This is a genomic window from Nitratireductor aquimarinus, assembly GCF_017255295.1.
GTDB lineage: Bacteria > Pseudomonadota > Alphaproteobacteria > Rhizobiales > Rhizobiaceae > Nitratireductor > Nitratireductor aquimarinus.
Window position 1 is genome coordinate 253,624 of the sequence record NZ_JAFKDE010000004.1, and the last position, 16,200, is coordinate 269,823.

Consider the following 16,200-nt stretch of genomic DNA (forward strand, 5'->3'; position numbering starts at 1 on the left):
CCATCACCGCACCAGAACCGCTCGCAGATCGTTGACATTCGTGCCGGTTGGCCCCGGCGCGAACAGATCGCCCAGAGCATCAAACGCGCCCCAGGCGTCATGCGCGGCAAGCAGCGCCTTCGGGTCGTGGCCGGCAGAGCGCAGCCGCGCGACGGTGCCGTGATCGGCAAATGCGCCGGCATTCTCCTCAGACCCGTCGATGCCGTCCGTATCGGCGGCGAAAGCCGAGACACCGGAAATACCCTCGATGCCAAGCGCAAGCGCCAGAAGGAATTCGGTGTTGCGCCCGCCGCGCCCGCCGCTTCGGCGCAGCGTCACCGTGGTTTCGCCGCCCGAAAGCAGCACGACCGGCTTTCTGAAAGGCCGGTCGCGCAGCGCAACCTCGCGGGCAATCGCCGCATGAACGCGGCCCACCTCACGCGCCTCACCCTCAATCGCATCCGACAGGATGACGGCAGGCACGCCCTGCGCTTCGGCGGCGGCGGAAGCCGCTTCCAGCGAACGCGCGGCCGAGGCGATGACATGGACCTCATGACCTGCAAAACGCGGATCATCCGGCTTTGGCGCGTCTGCCGCCGGTGATGCGAGATGCTGCATCACCGCATCGGGCAGCTGCATGCCATAGGTCTCGATCACCGCAAGCGCGTCCGCGCGGCTGGCCATGTCGGGCACGGTCGGACCGGATGAAACAAGCGCCGGATCATCGCCGGGAATATCCGAAACGATCAGTGAGACGACGCGCGCGGGATGAGCCGCAGCGGCCAGCCTGCCGCCCTTGATTGCGGAGATGTGCTTGCGCACCGTGTTCATGGCCGAGATCGGCGCGCCGGACGCCAGAAGCGCCTCGTTGACGGCGATCTCGTCGGCGAGCGTAAGGGAACCTGCGGGGGCGGGCAGCAGTGCCGATCCGCCGCCGCAGACGAGCGCGATCACCAGATCATCCGGGCCGAGCCCGCTCACGCTCTCCATGAGACGCTTTGCGCCGGAAAGGCCGGCCTCATCCGGCACCGGATGCGCCGCCTCCAGAACCTCGATCATGCGGGTCGGCGCGCCATAGCCGTAGCGGGTGACGACCACGCCTTCCAGAGGCCCGTCCCAGGCATCTTCCAGCGCCGCCGCCATCTGGGCCACCCCCTTGCCGGCCCCGACCACAATTGTGCGGCCCCGGGGCTTTTCCGGCAGGAATGCGCGAATGGTTTTGGCCGGGTCGGCGGCGGCGACGGCAGCGTCGAACAGTCTTGTGAAAAACGCCTTCGGATCGATGCTGCCGGTCACATGCGCCCCCAGAATTTATAAGGCGCTTTTGGCAGCCTCTCCTGCGACATAGGTTTCCACGATGGCGCGGTCGTCGGCAAGCGTCTGGAGCAGGAAAAGCTCCTCGGCCAGCGTTTCGATGCGCTCCATGCGCAGCGCCATGACCGGCGTTGCGCGCGCGTTCAGAACCACGATATCGGCGTCGGTGCCCGGTTCCAGCGTGCCCACGCGCTCCGACAGGGAAAGCGCCTCGGCATTGCCGCGCGTGATCTGCCAGAAGGAGGCAAGCGGGTTCAGCTTTTCGCCATTGAGCGCGATGACCTTGTAGCCCTCATCCATGGTGCGCAGCATGGAGTAATTGGTGCCGCCGCCCACATCCGTCGCCGAGGCCAGACGCAGCGGCTTCTCACGCTTGCGATAACGCAGATAGTCGAACAGGCCGGAGCCGAGGAAGAGGTTGGAGGTGGGGCAGAACACGGCAACCGAGCCCGTGTCCGAAAGCACATCCGCCTCGCGCTCGGAAAGATGAATGCAATGGCCGAGCAGTGCCCTGGGGCCAAGCAGACCGTACTGCTCGTAGATGCCGGTATAGTCCGGCGCGTCGGGATAAAGCTCCGCCGTCAGCGCGATCTCGTCGTGATTTTCGGAGAGATGCGTCTGCATGTGAAGGTCGGGGAATTCGCGCATCAGCGCTGCGGCCATCTCCAGCTGCCCGGGGCTGGAGGTGATGGCGAAACGCGGCGTGACGGCATAATTGAGCCGGCCCCTGCCGTGCCATTCGCCGATCAGCGCCTTCGTGTCGTCGTAGGAGGACTGCGGCGTATCGGTGAGTGCGGCCGGCGCGTTGCGGTCCATCATCACCTTGCCGCCCACAACGCACATGTTGCGCGCCAGCGCCTCGCTGAAAAACGCCTCCGCGCTTTCCTTGTGAACGGAGCAATAGGCGGCAACCGTGGTCGTGCCGTTGCGCAGCAGCTCATCGAAGAACAGACGGGCGATGTGACGGCCGTGCTGAATGTCGGAGAACCTGGTTTCTTCGGGGAAAGTGTAGTTGTTCAGCCAGTCCAGAAGCTCGGCGCCATAGCTCGCGATCACCTGCATCTGCGGAAAATGCGCATGGGCGTCGATGAAGCCCGGCAGGATGAGGTGCGGGCGATGATCCACCACCGCGTGCCCCGCTTCTGCGCCTGCTGCGACCTCGGCAAAGCTGCCGGATGCAAGGATAACGCCATCTTCGACCAGAACCGCGCCATCCTCTTCAAACAGATAGGCGTCGTGGTCGTCGATGCTCCGCGGTTCGGCTTTGAACGACAGGAGCCGCCCGCGGATGAGTTTCTGTGCCATGCGCTAGCGCGCCTCCTCGAACCAGGTAACGATCAGTTGCCGCTCCTCGTCCGTGATGCCCGAAACATTGCCGGGCGGCATGGCGTGGCTGCGGCCTGCCTGCAGATAGATTTCACGCGCGTGCTCGGCAATAGCCGCATCCGTGTCGAGCACAACATTCTTCGGTGGGTAGGGAATGCCCTCATAGCCCGGCACCACCGCGTGGCACATGGCGCAACGTCCCATCACCGTGTCGCGCACCGCCGGAAAATGGGTCGAGGCGACGAAGGTCTGCCCCGTCGCCGAAAGCTTCGTCTCGCCCGTCAGCACCTGCGGCACGGTGGAGAGCCACATGATGATGATGAAGAGAACGCCGGCCAGCCCCCAGGTCCAGTGCGGGGTGCCCTTGCGGGCGTGCACGGTGTTGAAATAGTGCCGGATCAGCACGCCGATGATGAAGATGAGCGATGCGATGATCCAGTTGAACTGGGTGCCGAAGGCCAGCGGATAATGGTTCGACAGCATCAGGAAGACGACGGGCAGCGTCAGGTAATTGTTGTGCAGTGAACGCTGCTTCGCCTGCAGGCCAAGTTTCGGGTCGGGCGTGCGCCCCGCCTTCAGATCGGCCACCACGATCTTCTGATTGGGAATGATGATCAGGAAGACATTCGCCGTCATGATCGTCGCGGTGAACGCGCCCAGATGCAGGAAGGCCGCGCGACCGGTGAAGAGCTGCGTATAGCCCCACGCCATCACCACAAGGATCACATAGAGCACCAGCATCAGCGCCGTGTCGTTCTTGCCGAGCGGCGATTTGCACAGAAGGTCGTAGAGCAGCCAGCCAAGCCCGATTGAAGCGAGCGAGATCAGGATGCCGCCCCAGGCCGGCACATCAAGCACATTGCGGTCGACCAGATAGAGATCCGCGCCCGCATAATAGACGATGGCGAGCAGCGCGAAACCGGACAGCCAGGTGGAGTAGGATTCCCATTTGAACCAGGTCAGGTGCTCGGGCATTGAGGCCGGCGCGACCATGTATTTCTGGATATGATAGAAACCGCCGCCATGGACCTGCCATTCCTCGCCATGCACGCCCTCGGGCAGACCCGGCCGTTTCACCAGCCCCAGATCCAGCGCGATGAAATAGAAGGATGAGCCAATCCAGGCGATGGCCGTGACCACATGCAGCCAGCGCACGCCAAAGGACAGCCAGTCCCACAAAACCGCGTAATCGTTCATGCCCGTTCCCTCAACTCCCGTCAGCCCTGCCCCAATAGCCAGCCTTGTTCCTGCGCGCTTCCTTTTGCCCAACTTCGGACGGAAAACCGGTGACCACTTTTCCTGGAATTGCTCATTCATTGTTCCTGCGCAATTCCAGACGGAAAACCGGTAACCACTTTTCCTGGAATTGCTCTGGCGGCCCAAGGTGACGGAACCCGGTATAAACGGAAAGCGGGGAAGATCACGATGACTTTCAAAAAAATATGGAAAATAATGCGCGCGAATCTTGGGGGAACCGCATGGCCTATCTCGACAATATCGCCGTTTTTGTCCGCGTCGTGGAACTCGGCAATCTGTCTTCAGCAGGCCGCGACATGCGGCTTTCTCCGGCCGTTGCCTCGAACCGGGTGAAGGAGCTCGAAAAGCATCTTGGCGTGCGGCTCTTCAACCGCACCACGCGCCAGCTCACCCCCACCGAGCAGGGCCGCGTCTTCTATGAGGGCGCGCGCAAGGTTCTCGAAGCGGTGGCGGAAGCCGAAGCCTCGGTCGCAGATCTTTCCGGCCAGCCGCGCGGCACGATCCGCGTCACCGCGCCGCTCGGCATCGGCAAGCGTCTGATCGCCAGCGGCATTCCCGAATTCCGCGACCAGTATCCCGAAATCGAGGTTCGCTTACGGCTCTCCGACCATGAGGTCGACATGATGCGCGAGGGCATCGACGTCGCCTTCAAGCTCGGCATTCTGGAGAATTCCTCTTTCCGCATGCGCGGCATCATGGATTGCGAGCGTGTTCTGGCGGCGGCCCCTGATTATCTGAAACGGCGCGGCGAACCGAAGACGCCCGAAGCGCTGATCGATGAGCGGCACGACTGCCTGATGTTGCGCTTTCCCGGCGCACGCGAGCATTTCTGGATGCTGCAAACGCCGGAGGGCGCGCGAAAGTTCGAGGTCGGGGGACCGTTCGATTCCGACGATGGCGACGTGATCACCGACTGGGCGCTTGCCGGGCGCGGCATCGTCAACAAGCCCCGCTTCGAGATCGAACCATTCTTGCGCGACGGGCGGCTCCAGGTGGTCCTGCCCGAAACCCCGCCAGTGCCGGTAAAGCTCGCCGCGCTCTACCCGCACAAGAAGTTTCAGGACCCCAAAGTGCGGCTCCTGGTGGACTTCATGGCAGGCCGCTGCCAGCGCATGATTGGCGCGACCCTGTCAGAGCAATAATGGTCAGCCTGCACGCAGACTTTCCAGACCGCGCTGAACAAGCTCGCGCATGAGCCGCTGATAGGGAACACCACGCTTCTTCGCCTCAGCCTTCACGGCATCCAACTGGCTTTGCGGCATGCGCATATTCACCCTTGCCGCCTTGTTCTCGAACTCGAACCCGGCGGGTTTGAATGCACCAAAATCCAGATCGGAAAGATCCTGATCGAGGAAGTCTTCCGCATCCTTATCAGTTTTCAGTTTGGGAACGCTGCGTTTCATAGCGTTTCACCTCCTTGGCATGCATATAGCGCGCTGTGATCGGACGAATAAGACGCTTCCCGTCAACCATGCGAAAGGTCACGCCCATGAACATGGGGCGGCCCTGCCGGTTGCGTCCGATGACGATGTAGCGATCTTCGGGCCCAGAGTGTGCTGGATCAGGCGCAATCAACGGGTCATGAAGAAGCGCATGTTCGATCTCGTCCTTCGAGACACCATGCTTTGCGCATTTCGGCCAGTTTCCGGTGTCCCAGTCAAAGCCCGCGATCTTCATTTATGAAGTATGTAAGTTTGTACACACAAATGTCAACATCACGACTGCAAAGCCGTCAGTATCTCCGCAGCCGCCATGGCTGCGATGACGGCGGGGCGCTTGTCGTGGACGGCGTTCCCGCCAATGGGGGTGGTCAGCTGCGCGAAACGGCGTTCATCGCCGCCATTCTTCAGATACCAGCTCCGGAAGGTCGCGCGTTTGGTTTTCGAGCCGATCATGCCGACATAGGCCGCATCATCGCGCGCCAGCGCCTCGGCAACCAGCAGGAAATCGAGCGCATGATCGTGGGTCAGGACCACGAAGGCCGTCCCGGCGGGGGCTGAACGCACCGCCTCTTCCGGCAGGGCCGCAAGGCGCGTCTCCACATCGCTTGGAAAATCCTCCAGCGCTTCCTCACGGGTCTCGACCACCAGCACCCGCACGGGCAGCGGGATCAGCGCTGCCGCCAGCGCATGGCCGACATGGCCGCCGCCAAACAGGATCACCTGCGGGAAGGCGTTCGCCTCATCGCCGACGCGCTTCACCAGCGCCCTGCGCTCCGCCTCATCGAGAAGGCGAATGTCGAGCGCCACCCGGCCGCCGCAGCACTGGCCGATTTCCGGTCCCAGCGGAATGTCGAGAGCACCGTTTGCAAGATTGTCCGAGATGAGTTCGCGCGCCCTGGCAATCGCCATGAATTCAAGCTGGCCGCCACCGATGGTTCCAAAAATCGCCTCGGGCGAAACCAGCATCCACGCGCCCTCTTCGCGCGGGGTGGAGCCTTTCGCCTCGCGCACCTCGACGAGAGCGGCGGACGGCGCGGCATCCAGAAATGTCCGAAGGGTTTCAGTTGGATGGCTCATTGCCGCCCCCATGCATGACGGTGAGAAGACGCGAACCAGAGACCAGTGCGAAGAAGCAGAAGCATGTCAGAACGATAACGGCAGGAAGGCGCCCAATCTAGGGTCAGGACCCATTAATATGGCCGCAATGGTCGGCCTGATTTGTTCGGATACGCGAAGCAAGGCCGCAGGAAGACTTCACGTCTTTCAAGGACTTGCGACAAAGTAGCCCGTGCAAATCAGGCCGACCATTGCGGCCATATTAATGGGTCCTGACCCTAGCGCGCGCCTTCAGCCTTCATGCGTTCCACCGCCATCAGCACACGCTCCGGCGTGGCCGGCGCATCGAGACGCGGGCAGACCGTGTGACCGGCAACGCTCGCCACCGCATCGGACAGTGCGTGAAGCACGCACATGGCCAGCATGAAGGGCGGCTCGCCCACGGCCTTGGAACGGTGCACCGTCGGCTCGGCGTTTTCCGCCCAGTCGGCAAGCGCCACGTTGAACGCTTTTGGCCGGTCGGACGCGAGCGGGATCTTGTAGGTTGAAGGCGCATGCGTCCGAAGCCGCCCCTTGCCGTCCCAGACCAGCTCTTCCGTCGTCAGCCAGCCCATACCCTGAATGAAGCCGCCCTCGATCTGGCCAATGTCGATGGCGCGGTTCAGCGAGCGGCCCGTCTCGTGCAGAATATCAACGCGCTCGACCATGTATTCGCCGGTCAGCGTGTCCACGGAGACCTCGGCGCAGGCTGCGCCATAGGCGAAGTAGTAGAACGGCCGCCCCTGCCCCTTGTCGCGATCCCAGTGGATCTTCGGCGTCTTGTAGAAACCGGCTGCGGAAAGCTGGATGCGGGCCATATAGGCCTCGCCGATCAGCTCGGCGAAGGGAATTTCACGGTTGCCGATGCGCACCCGGCCCGGGAGGAACACCACCTGATCCTTCGGCACGTCATGCGCCTCAGCGGCGAAGGCGATCAGCCGGTTCTTGATCTGGCGCGCCGCGTCCTGCGCGGCCATGCCGTTCAAATCCGTGCCGGAGGAAGCCGCCGTTGCGGAGGTGTTGGGCACCTTGCCCGTGGTCGTGGCGGTGATCTTCACCTGATCGATGTCGATCTGGAATTCCTCGGCAACGATCTGCGCCACCTTGGTGTGCAGCCCCTGCCCCATTTCGGTGCCGCCATGGTTCAGATGCACCGAGCCATCCGTGTAGACATGCACCAGCGCGCCGGCCTGATTGAAATGCGTGGCCGTGAAGGAGATGCCGAACTTGACCGGCGTCAGCGCCAGACCACGCTTGATGACCGGGCTTTTTGCGTTGAAGGCCGCGATTTCACGCCGACGCGCGGCATAATCGGCACTCGCTTCCAGTTCGGCGATGACCCGTTCTGCAACATTGTCCTCCACCGTCTGGTGATAGGGCGTGACGTTGCGGTCGTCCGTGCCGTAGAGGTTTTTCTTGCGGATTTCGAGCGGGTCCCTGCCCAGCGCGAAGGCCACCTCATCGATGATGCGCTCTGCGCCAACCATGCCCTGCGGCCCACCGAAACCGCGAAACGCGGTGTTGGAAACGGTGTTCGTGTAGAGCGGGCGCGAGACGGCCCGCGCAGCCGGGTAGAAATAGGTGTTGTCGCAGTGAAACAGCGCCCGGTCTGTCACCGGACCGGAGAGATCCGCCGCATAGCCGCAGCGCGCGGCATAGGTGAAATCGACGCCGAGAATGCCGCCCTCATCATCGAAACCGACCGTGTAATCGATCAGGAAGTCGTGACGCTTGCCGGTCGCGGTCATGTCGTCATCCCGGTCGGGACGCAGCTTGACCGGCCGGTTCAGCTTCTTGGCGGCAATGGCCGCAATGGTGGCGAACAGATTGGCCTGTGTTTCCTTGCCGCCGAAGCCGCCACCCATGCGCCGCACCTCGATGGTGACGGCGTGGGAGGGAACGCCCAGCGCATGCGCCACCATGTGCTGCACCTCGCTTGGGTGCTGGGTGGAGGAAAACACGGTCACATCGCCGTCTTCGCCCGGAAGCGCGAAAGCGATCTGGCCTTCAAGATAGAAATGGTCCTGCCCGCCAACCCGCATCTGACCGCGGACCGTGTGCGGCGCAGCGGCAATCGCCGCAGCGCTGTCACCGCGCTCAAGCTTCAGCGGTGCGGTAACGAGCTTCGCGTCATCCGCGGCATCGGCGACATCGATCAGTGCGGGTTCTTCCGCATAGTCGATCTTCGCCAGACGGCAGGCGCGCCGCGCCGCTTCGCGCGTTTCGGCAATGACGGCGAAAACCGGCTGGCCGAAAAACTGCACACGCCCGTCTGCCAGAATGGGCTCGTCATGCAGCCCGGTCGGGCTCATATCGTTGTCGCCGGGCACATCGTTCGCCGTCAGAACGGCGACAACGCCGGGCGCTGCCCGCACATCGGAAAGGTCAAAGCCGGTGATCGCGCCATGCGCCACCTCGGAAAGACCGAGACAGGCATGCAGCGTGCCGGCGGGTTCGGCCATGTCATCGATATAGATGGCCTCGCCGCTTACATGTTTGCGGGCGGAATCGTGCTTCTCGTCGCTGGCGACACCGCCATCGATCTTCGCCTTGCCCTGCGTGCGTGGTTCATGCCGCGTCATGGTCAGGCCGCCTCATGTCTGGAGAGGTCCACCGCGCCAGCGCCGGTGCTTTCAAGGAAATAGCGGCGCAGCAGGTTCTTCGCCGCCATCATGCGATAGTCGGCGGATGCGCGCATGTCGGAGATGGGCTGGAAGTCCCCGTCATAGGCCGAAAGTGCTGCCTCGACGGTTTCCTGCGTCCATGCCTTGCCGGTCAGCGCCGCCTCGACGGCTTTTGCGCGTTTCGGCGTCGCGGCCATGCCGCCATAGGCGATGCGGGCGGCTTCAACCCGGCCATCGGCGATCCGCAGATCGAACGCGCCGAGAACCGCCGTGATGTCTTCATCCCGACGCTTGGAGATTTTCCAGACCGCGAAACGGGAGGCCGCATCGGGCACCGGAACATGCACCGCCTCGACGAACTCGCCGGGCGCGCGATCCTGCTTGCCGTAGTCGATGAAGAAATCTTCCAGCGGAATTGTGCGGCGCGCGCTGCCCCTGCGCAGTGTGAGCGTTGCGCCAAGCGCGATCAGTGGCGGCGGCGTGTCACCGATGGGCGAGCCATTGGCGATGTTGCCGCCAATCGTGCCCATATTGCGCACCTGCTCGCCGCCAATGCGGTCGATCAGTGCGCCCAGCGCGGGAATGCGTTTCGCCAGAAGTTCAAATGCCCCGGTGTAGCTCACGCCCGCGCCAATGCTGATGACGCCATCCTGCTCACGGATTTCCTGCAGGCCGTCGAGCCCGCCGATGAAGACCACCGGCGCGATGTCGCGCATGAATTTGGTGACCCATAAGCCCACATCCGTCGCACCGGCGACGATGGTGGCCTCGGGCTCGGCTTCAAGGATCGCGGCAAAATCATCGACATCCGCCGGGATGAGCAGACGCTCGCGGCCCGAGCCGATCTCCACCCGCGCGCCATCCTTCATGCCTTGCAGCGCAGCGATCACCGCAGCACGCTCCGTCGCCAGCGGGTCAGACGCGGCATTGCCATAGTCGGAGACCGCGCGCGCAGCCCGCACGATGGGTTCATAGCCGGTGCAGCGGCACAGATTGCCCTGCAATGCCTTTTCGATGGCCCTGTCGGAGGGCTGCGCCTCGCGCATCCAGAGCGCGTAAAGCGACATGACGAAGCCCGGCGTGCAGAAGCCGCATTGCGAGCCGTGATAATCGACCATCGCCTGCTGGACCGGATGCAGGCTGCCATCGGCCCGCTTCAAATGCTCCACCGTCACCACGTGACAGGCATCCAGCGATCCCAGGAAGCGGATGCAGGCATTGACGCTCTCATAGGAAAGCGCGCCATTGCGCAACCGACCGACGAGCACGGTGCACGCACCGCAATCGCCTTCCGCGCAGCCTTCCTTGGTGCCGGTCAGGCGCTGCCGCAGGCGCAGATAGTCAAGCAGGGTTTCGTCCGGGCGGACATTGCCCAGCGCCACCGGCGCGCCGTTCAAAAGAAAACGGATTTCACCGCGCGCGCCCATCAGCTCCCCCTGTAGGTGGAATAGCCATAGGGCGAGATGAGAAGCGGCACGTGATAATGCGTGTTTTCAGCCATGCCGAAGCGGATCGGCACCTGATCGAGAAAGGCCGGTGCCGGCAGATCAACGCCCTGCGCACGCAGATAGGCGCCGGCTTCAAACACCAGTTCATAGAAGCCGGTGCGAAACGCATCGCCGGCAAGCAGCGGCGCATCGCAGCGGCCATCGCTGTTGGTCGTGACCGTCTTCACATGAGTGCGCGCATCCCCCTCCAGGCGATAGAGCGCAATCTCCAGTCCTCCGGCCGGTTTTCCGCTGGCCGTGTCCAGCACATGGGTCGTCAGACGGCCCTCACCCGCATTGCTCATGCGGCCTCCCTTTAAATTCACTAAAGCCACTTGCCCTATATATAGGGTTGATTGTGGGACAAATCCGCAGCGAGCATAAGAGCCCCGGCGAAGGATCGACAACTAAACTCTTTCAAATTTTTCGGGAAAGTTCACACCCCATTCCATCGATTATCCTTGCCAATAAAGAATATCGGAAAGTTTGCATGACCCGCTACCTCAGAAACATGACCGGCTACGGCCAGAACCCGCCGAATGCCGACTGGCCCGATGGCGCACGCGTAGCCGTGCAGTTCGTCGTCAATTACGAGGAAGGCGGCGAAAACTGTATCCTGCACGGCGACGAGGCCTCCGAAGCCTTCCTGTCGGAAGTGGTGGGCGCTGCGCCCTGGCAGGGCATGCGCCACTGGAACATGGAATCCATTTATGAGTACGGCTCGCGCGCCGGGTTCTGGCGGCTCCACCGCATGTTCACGGCAGTCGGCGTGCCGGTCACCGTTTTCGGCGTCGCTTCAGCGCTTGCCCGAAGCCCCGACCAGCTTGCCGCCATGCAGGACGCCGGCTGGGAAATCGCGTCGCACGGCCTGAAATGGATCGACTACCGCGCCCATTCGGAAGAAAGCGAGCGCGCCGACCTTCTGGAAGCCATCCGGCTGCACACCGAAGTGGTGGGCGAACGCCCGCGCGGCCTGTATCTCGGACGCACCTCGGTCAATTCGGTGAAACTGGCCATCGAGGAAGGCGGGTTCGACTGGATTTCCGACACCTATGACGACGACCTGCCCTACTGGATCGACCATGACGGCCACGGGCACGGCACGCGCGCGCAACTGGTCGTCCCCTACACGCTTGATGCAAACGACATGCGCTTTGCAACGGCGCAGGGCTTCAATTCCGGCGATCAGTTCTTCAGCTATCTGAAGGACGCTTTCGACACACTCTATACCGAGGGGGGCTCGGGGCGGCCGGCCATGATGAGCATCGGCCTTCATTGCCGTCTCATCGGCCGGCCGGGACGCGCTGCAGCCCTTCAGCGCTTCATCGACTATGTGAAGAGCCACGATCATGTGTGGCTTGCGACACGTGGCGAGATCGCCCGGCACTGGCGCGAAAAGCACCCCTATAAAGCGCCGGCGCTGCGCCCGAGCCGCATGAGCGAACCGGAGTTCATCGAACGGTTCGGCAGCATCTATGAGCATTCGCCATGGATCGCCGAACGCGCGGCAAAGCTGGAACTCGGCCCCGCACATGACACGGCCGGGGGCCTCGCCAATGCGCTCGCCCGCGCCTTCCGTTCGGCCAGCGAAGACGAACGCCTTGGCGTTCTGAAAGCCCACCCGGACCTTGCGGGCAAGCTGGCGGCAGCCAAAAGGCTGACCGAGGAATCGAGCAAAGAGCAGGCTTCGGCAGGGCTCGATGCGCTGACCGACAGCGAACGCGCACGCTTTACCGAACTCAACACCGCCTATACGCAAAAATTCGGGTTTCCCTTCATCATCGCCGTCAAGGACAACACCAGGGACAGCATTCTGAAGGCCTTCGAAGCCCGCTTGGAGAACAGCCGCGACGAGGAATTCGCCACCGCCTGCCGGCAGGTGGAGCGGATCGCCCGGCTGCGGCTCAACGACATCCTCCCCGTGTGAAATCAGGACGAGACCAGATGAACGCCCGCACCTATTACGCCCCGCATGGCGGGCATCCGCCGCAGACCCAGCTCCTGACCGACCGCGCGGTTCTGACGGACGCCTATGCGCTGATGCCGAAAGGCGTCATGCAGGACATCGTCACCAGCCTGCTGCCGTTCTGGGAGAAGACCCGCTGCTGGATCATTGCGCGTCCCCTTTCCGGCTTTGCCGAGACCTTTTCGCAATACATCATGGAAGTGGAGCCCGGCGGCGGCAGCGACCGGGCCGAACTCGATGAGACCGCGGAAGGCGTGCTTTTCATCGTCGAGGGCGAGTTGACCGTCGAGATCGCAGGCGAGACGCACAAGATGACGCCCGGCGGCTACGCCTATCTGCCGCCATCGAGCGGCTGGACCGCGCACAATCGGGGCGACGCGCCCGCGCGCTTCCACTGGGTGCGCAAGGCCTATGAGCCCGTTGCCGGCCTCGACACGCCCGATCCGCTGTTTCTGAACGAGGCCGATGTCGCGCCCTCTCCCATGCCGGGAACGGATGGCAAATGGGCAACGACGCGCTTTGTCGATCCGGCCGATCTGCGCCACGACATGCATGTGACCATCGTCACGCTGCAGCCCGGCGCGGTGATCCCCTTCGCCGAAACGCATGTCATGGAGCACGGTCTCTATGTGCTGGAAGGCAAGGCCGTCTACCGGCTCAACCAGGACTGGGTGGAGGTGGAAGCCGGCGACTTCATGTGGCTGCGCGCCTTCTGTCCGCAGGCCTGCTATGCGGGCGGGCCGGGCAATTTCCGCTACCTGCTCTACAAGGACGTCAACCGGCACGCCCGGCTGGGTGGCAGCTTCGCGCGATGAAGCGGATCGAAGCCGAGAAGCTGACACGCGCAGCCTTCGCGCCCTTCGGCGACGTGATCGAAACCGAAGGCGCGGAAAGCTTCCTCATCAATGCCGACAAGTGCCGCCGCTTTCACGATCTGGCGACGGTCGAAGCGGCGGGTGAGAATGCGCGTGTTCTGATCAACATCTTTCGCGGCACGCCCTATGCGCTGCCGCTGCGGCTTTCCATGGTGGAGCGGCACCCGCTTGGAAGCCAGGCCTTCATGCCGCTTTCGCCAGCCCCCTTTCTGGTGATCGTGTGCCCGGATGAAGACGGGCAGCCCGGCTACCCCCGCGCCTTCATCACGCATCCCGGACAGGGCGTGAACTATGCGCGCGGCACCTGGCATGGCGTTTTGACGCCCATTGCCGCACCCCAGGATTTCGTGGTGGTCGACCGTGGCGGAGACGGCAACAATCTGGAAGAATTCCACTTTCAGGAACCCTATGAAATCACAGTGCCATCCCTCCCATGACCGCTCCCGACCTTCACCTCATCAACCGGCTGCTCGACGTTATCGAACAGGACATCCTGCCGAAGACCGCCGCGGGCGTCGCCCATGGCAACAAGCTCTTCGGCGCGGCCATCCTGAAGAAAAGCGACCTGTCGCTGGTGCTTGCCGAAACCAACAATGAGCTGGAAAACCCGCTCTGGCATGGTGAGGTTCATACGCTGAAGCGGTTCTACGAACTGCCGAAGGATGCGCGCCCGGACACGAAGGACTGCATTTTCCTGTCCACGCACGAGCCCTGCTCGCTGTGTCTTTCGGCGATCACCTGGACCGGCTTCGACAATTTCTACTATCTGTTCAGCCACGAAGATTCGCGCGACGCCTTCGCGATCCCGCACGATCTGAAGATTCTCAAGGAAGTCTTCACGCTGGAGCCCGGCGGCTACAATGCCGAAAACGCCTTCTGGAAAAGCTACGCCCTGCCCGCTCTGGCAACCGCACTGCCAGCGGCTGATGTGGAAGCCGTGAAAGCCCGCATTGCAAAGCTCGCCACAGCCTATGCCGCCCTTTCCGAACGCTATCAGGACAGCAAGGCAGAGAACGACATTCCGCTGAACTGACGGGGATGACCGGGGTGGAGGCACGCGCCAACGTCACCGCCTGAGCCCGTCATGCCGCCCCCGCCCTTCGACAGGCTCAGGATGAGGGCTGTGTTGGTGAAGTCGACGCGCGAGACGATGGGCTGAACATTTCGAAGACCAAGACGGTGCGGAAGCGCTGATATGTGAGAGGCGAACAGCCACCTCACGGCATTGCAAGGCGCTGCAACGCAACCCAAGGCGAGGCAACCCAAGGCGGGGCAACCCAAGGCGGGGCAACGCAACGCGAGACAAGACAACGCAAGGCAAGCGCCTCACATCTCCCTGCTTTCACCTCATCCTGAGCCTGTCGAAGGGCGAGGTGAAGGCACGCGCCAACGTCACCGCCTGAGCGCGTCAAACCGCCCTCGCCCTTCGCCTTTCGGCAAGCTCAAGAGGCTCAGGATGAGGGCTGTGTTGGCGCTACTGTGCTGTGAGGGCTCATGTTGTCACCCTGCGAGGATAAAGGCCCCCACCGCAATGAGCGCGCCCAAAAACAAAAGGGCGGGTTACCCCGCCCCATCGCCATCGTGATTAAACGCGTTCCATCGCCAGTGCGATGCCCTGGCCAACGCCGATGCACATGGTGGCGAGCGCGCGCTTGCCGCCGCCGGCCTGCAACTCAAGCGCAGCGGTGCCGGAGATGCGGGCGCCCGACATGCCGAGCGGATGGCCAAGCGCGATTGCGCCGCCATTCGGGTTCACCTGCGGCGCATCCTCCGCAAGCCCCAGTTCGCGCAGCACGGCGATTCCCTGCGAGGCGAACGCCTCGTTGAGCTCGATGACATCGAAATCCGAAGGTTTCAGGCCAAGCCGTGCACAAAGGCGCTGCGTTGCCGGAGCCGGGCCGATGCCCATGATGCGCGGCGGAACGCCAGCCGTCGCGCCGCCGAGAATGCGGGCGATCGGCGTCAGGCCGTACTTTTTCGCCGCTGCTTCCGAAGCGATGATGAGCGCAGCCGCACCGTCATTGACGCCGGAGGCGTTGCCGGCGGTCACGGTGCCGCCCTCGCGGAAAGGCGTCGGCAGCTTGCCGAGCTTTTCAACCGTGGTGCCCGGACGCGGATGCTCGTCCCTGTCGACCACCACCGGGTCGCCCTTGCGCTGGGGAATGGTGACGGGGATGATTTCCCTGGCGAGACGCCCGTTTTCCTGCGCGGCAACAGCCTTGTTCTGGCTGCGCACGGCAAAGGCGTCCTGATCGGCGCGGCTGACAGAGAAATCAGCCGCCACGTTCTCACCCGTCTCCGGCATGGAATCGACGCCATACTGCTTCTTGAGCAGCTTGTTGACGAAACGCCAGCCAATGGTGGTGTCGTAGATTTCCGCATGACGCGAGAAGGCCGTTTCGGCCTTCGGCATGACGAAGGGCGCACGGCTCATGGATTCCACGCCGCCGGCGATCATGATCTCCGCCTCACCCGCCTTGATGGCGCGCGCGGCAATGGTGATCGCATCCATACCCGAACCGCACAGGCGGTTCACCGTGGAGCCCGGCACCTCGATGGGCAGGCCCGCAAGAAGCACGGCCATGCGCGCCACGTTGCGGTTGTCCTCACCGGCCTGGTTGGCGCAGCCATAGAACACATCGTCCAGCGCCGCCCAGTCGACCTTCGGGTTGCGCTCCATCAGCGCCTTGATCGGCAGGGCAGCCAGGTCGTCGGCGCGAACGGAGGAAAGCGCGCCGCCGAAACGGCCGATCGGCGTGCGGATGTAGTCGCAGATGAAAGCTTCAGCCATGAGTGAGGTCTCCTAACCATCAATGCCGGGCAGCGCCCAGCCGC

15 protein-coding genes are annotated in these 16,200 nt (G+C 63.2%); 5 read left to right on the forward strand and 10 right to left on the reverse strand.

The window, feature by feature from the left end; all coding sequences use genetic code 11:
• Positions 1-3: 3 nt before the first annotated feature.
• Genes JYP46_RS08545 through JYP46_RS08555 form a run of 3 tightly spaced genes read right to left on the reverse strand, consistent with a single transcriptional unit; the run spans position 4 to position 3,816 of the window.
• Positions 4-1,275, reverse strand: a complete 1,272-nt coding sequence (locus JYP46_RS08545; RefSeq protein WP_206547844.1) for a glycerate kinase type-2 family protein — start codon at positions 1,273-1,275, stop codon at positions 4-6.
• Between the two features lie 15 nt (positions 1,276-1,290).
• Positions 1,291-2,598, reverse strand: coding sequence for a guanine deaminase (gene guaD, locus JYP46_RS08550; protein ID WP_206547845.1), 1,308 nt, complete (start codon positions 2,596-2,598; stop codon positions 1,291-1,293).
• Positions 2,599-2,601: 3 nt separating this feature from the next.
• Positions 2,602-3,816, reverse strand: coding sequence for a urate hydroxylase PuuD (locus tag JYP46_RS08555; RefSeq protein WP_113152996.1), 1,215 nt, complete (start codon positions 3,814-3,816; stop codon positions 2,602-2,604).
• Between the two features lie 281 nt (positions 3,817-4,097).
• Between JYP46_RS08555 and JYP46_RS08560 the strand changes: the two genes are divergently transcribed.
• Complete coding sequence (locus tag JYP46_RS08560; protein ID WP_206544227.1) at positions 4,098-5,018, forward strand: LysR family transcriptional regulator; 921 nt, start codon at positions 4,098-4,100, stop codon at positions 5,016-5,018.
• Between the two features lie 3 nt (positions 5,019-5,021).
• Here the strand turns inward: JYP46_RS08560 and JYP46_RS08565 are convergent, their stop codons facing one another.
• From JYP46_RS08565 to uraH, 6 genes are all read right to left on the reverse strand, one after another.
• Complete coding sequence (locus JYP46_RS08565) at positions 5,022-5,279, reverse strand: CopG family antitoxin (RefSeq protein ID WP_065815836.1); 258 nt, start codon at positions 5,277-5,279, stop codon at positions 5,022-5,024.
• On the reverse strand, positions 5,248-5,553 hold the full coding sequence (locus JYP46_RS08570; RefSeq protein WP_113152997.1) for a BrnT family toxin: 306 nt from the start codon (positions 5,551-5,553) through the stop codon (positions 5,248-5,250). Before JYP46_RS08570 ends, JYP46_RS08565 begins: the two co-directional genes overlap by 32 nt.
• A 38-nt stretch (positions 5,554-5,591) precedes the next feature.
• Positions 5,592-6,395, reverse strand: a complete 804-nt coding sequence (gene xdhC, locus JYP46_RS08575; RefSeq protein WP_206547846.1) for a xanthine dehydrogenase accessory protein XdhC — start codon at positions 6,393-6,395, stop codon at positions 5,592-5,594.
• Between the two features lie 257 nt (positions 6,396-6,652).
• Positions 6,653-8,995, reverse strand: coding sequence for a xanthine dehydrogenase molybdopterin binding subunit (xdhB, locus tag JYP46_RS08580; RefSeq protein WP_206547847.1), 2,343 nt, complete (start codon positions 8,993-8,995; stop codon positions 6,653-6,655).
• A gap of 2 nt (positions 8,996-8,997) precedes the next feature.
• Positions 8,998-10,464 carry a xanthine dehydrogenase small subunit gene (gene xdhA / locus JYP46_RS08585; protein WP_206544230.1) on the reverse strand — a complete coding sequence of 489 codons (1,467 nt, stop codon included), beginning with the start codon at positions 10,462-10,464 and terminating at the stop codon, positions 8,998-9,000.
• Entirely contained in the window at positions 10,464-10,829 is a 366-nt protein-coding gene (gene uraH / locus JYP46_RS08590; protein WP_206547848.1) for a hydroxyisourate hydrolase, read from the reverse strand. Before uraH ends, xdhA begins: the two co-directional genes overlap by 1 nt.
• A gap of 185 nt (positions 10,830-11,014) precedes the next feature.
• On the opposite strand from uraH, the gene puuE reads away from it, so the two are divergent.
• Genes puuE through JYP46_RS08610 form a run of 4 tightly spaced genes read left to right on the forward strand, consistent with a single transcriptional unit; the run spans position 11,015 to position 14,398 of the window.
• The gene (gene puuE, locus JYP46_RS08595; protein WP_206547849.1) at positions 11,015-12,451 is read left to right on the forward strand and encodes an allantoinase PuuE; all 1,437 of its coding nucleotides are present in this window, start codon (positions 11,015-11,017) and stop codon (positions 12,449-12,451) included.
• Between the two features lie 17 nt (positions 12,452-12,468).
• The gene (locus JYP46_RS08600; protein ID WP_206547850.1) at positions 12,469-13,305 is read left to right on the forward strand and encodes a bifunctional allantoicase/(S)-ureidoglycine aminohydrolase; all 837 of its coding nucleotides are present in this window, start codon (positions 12,469-12,471) and stop codon (positions 13,303-13,305) included.
• Entirely contained in the window at positions 13,302-13,802 is a 501-nt protein-coding gene (locus tag JYP46_RS08605) for an ureidoglycolate lyase (protein ID WP_206547851.1), read from the forward strand. Before JYP46_RS08600 ends, JYP46_RS08605 begins: the two co-directional genes overlap by 4 nt.
• Complete coding sequence (locus JYP46_RS08610; RefSeq protein ID WP_206547852.1) at positions 13,799-14,398, forward strand: nucleoside deaminase; 600 nt, start codon at positions 13,799-13,801, stop codon at positions 14,396-14,398. Before JYP46_RS08605 ends, JYP46_RS08610 begins: the two co-directional genes overlap by 4 nt.
• A gap of 552 nt (positions 14,399-14,950) precedes the next feature.
• Here JYP46_RS08610 and pcaF read toward each other — a convergent pair.
• Positions 14,951-16,156, reverse strand: a complete 1,206-nt coding sequence (pcaF, locus tag JYP46_RS08615) for a 3-oxoadipyl-CoA thiolase (protein ID WP_206544236.1) — start codon at positions 16,154-16,156, stop codon at positions 14,951-14,953.
• Between the last annotated feature and the right edge of the window lie 44 nt (positions 16,157-16,200).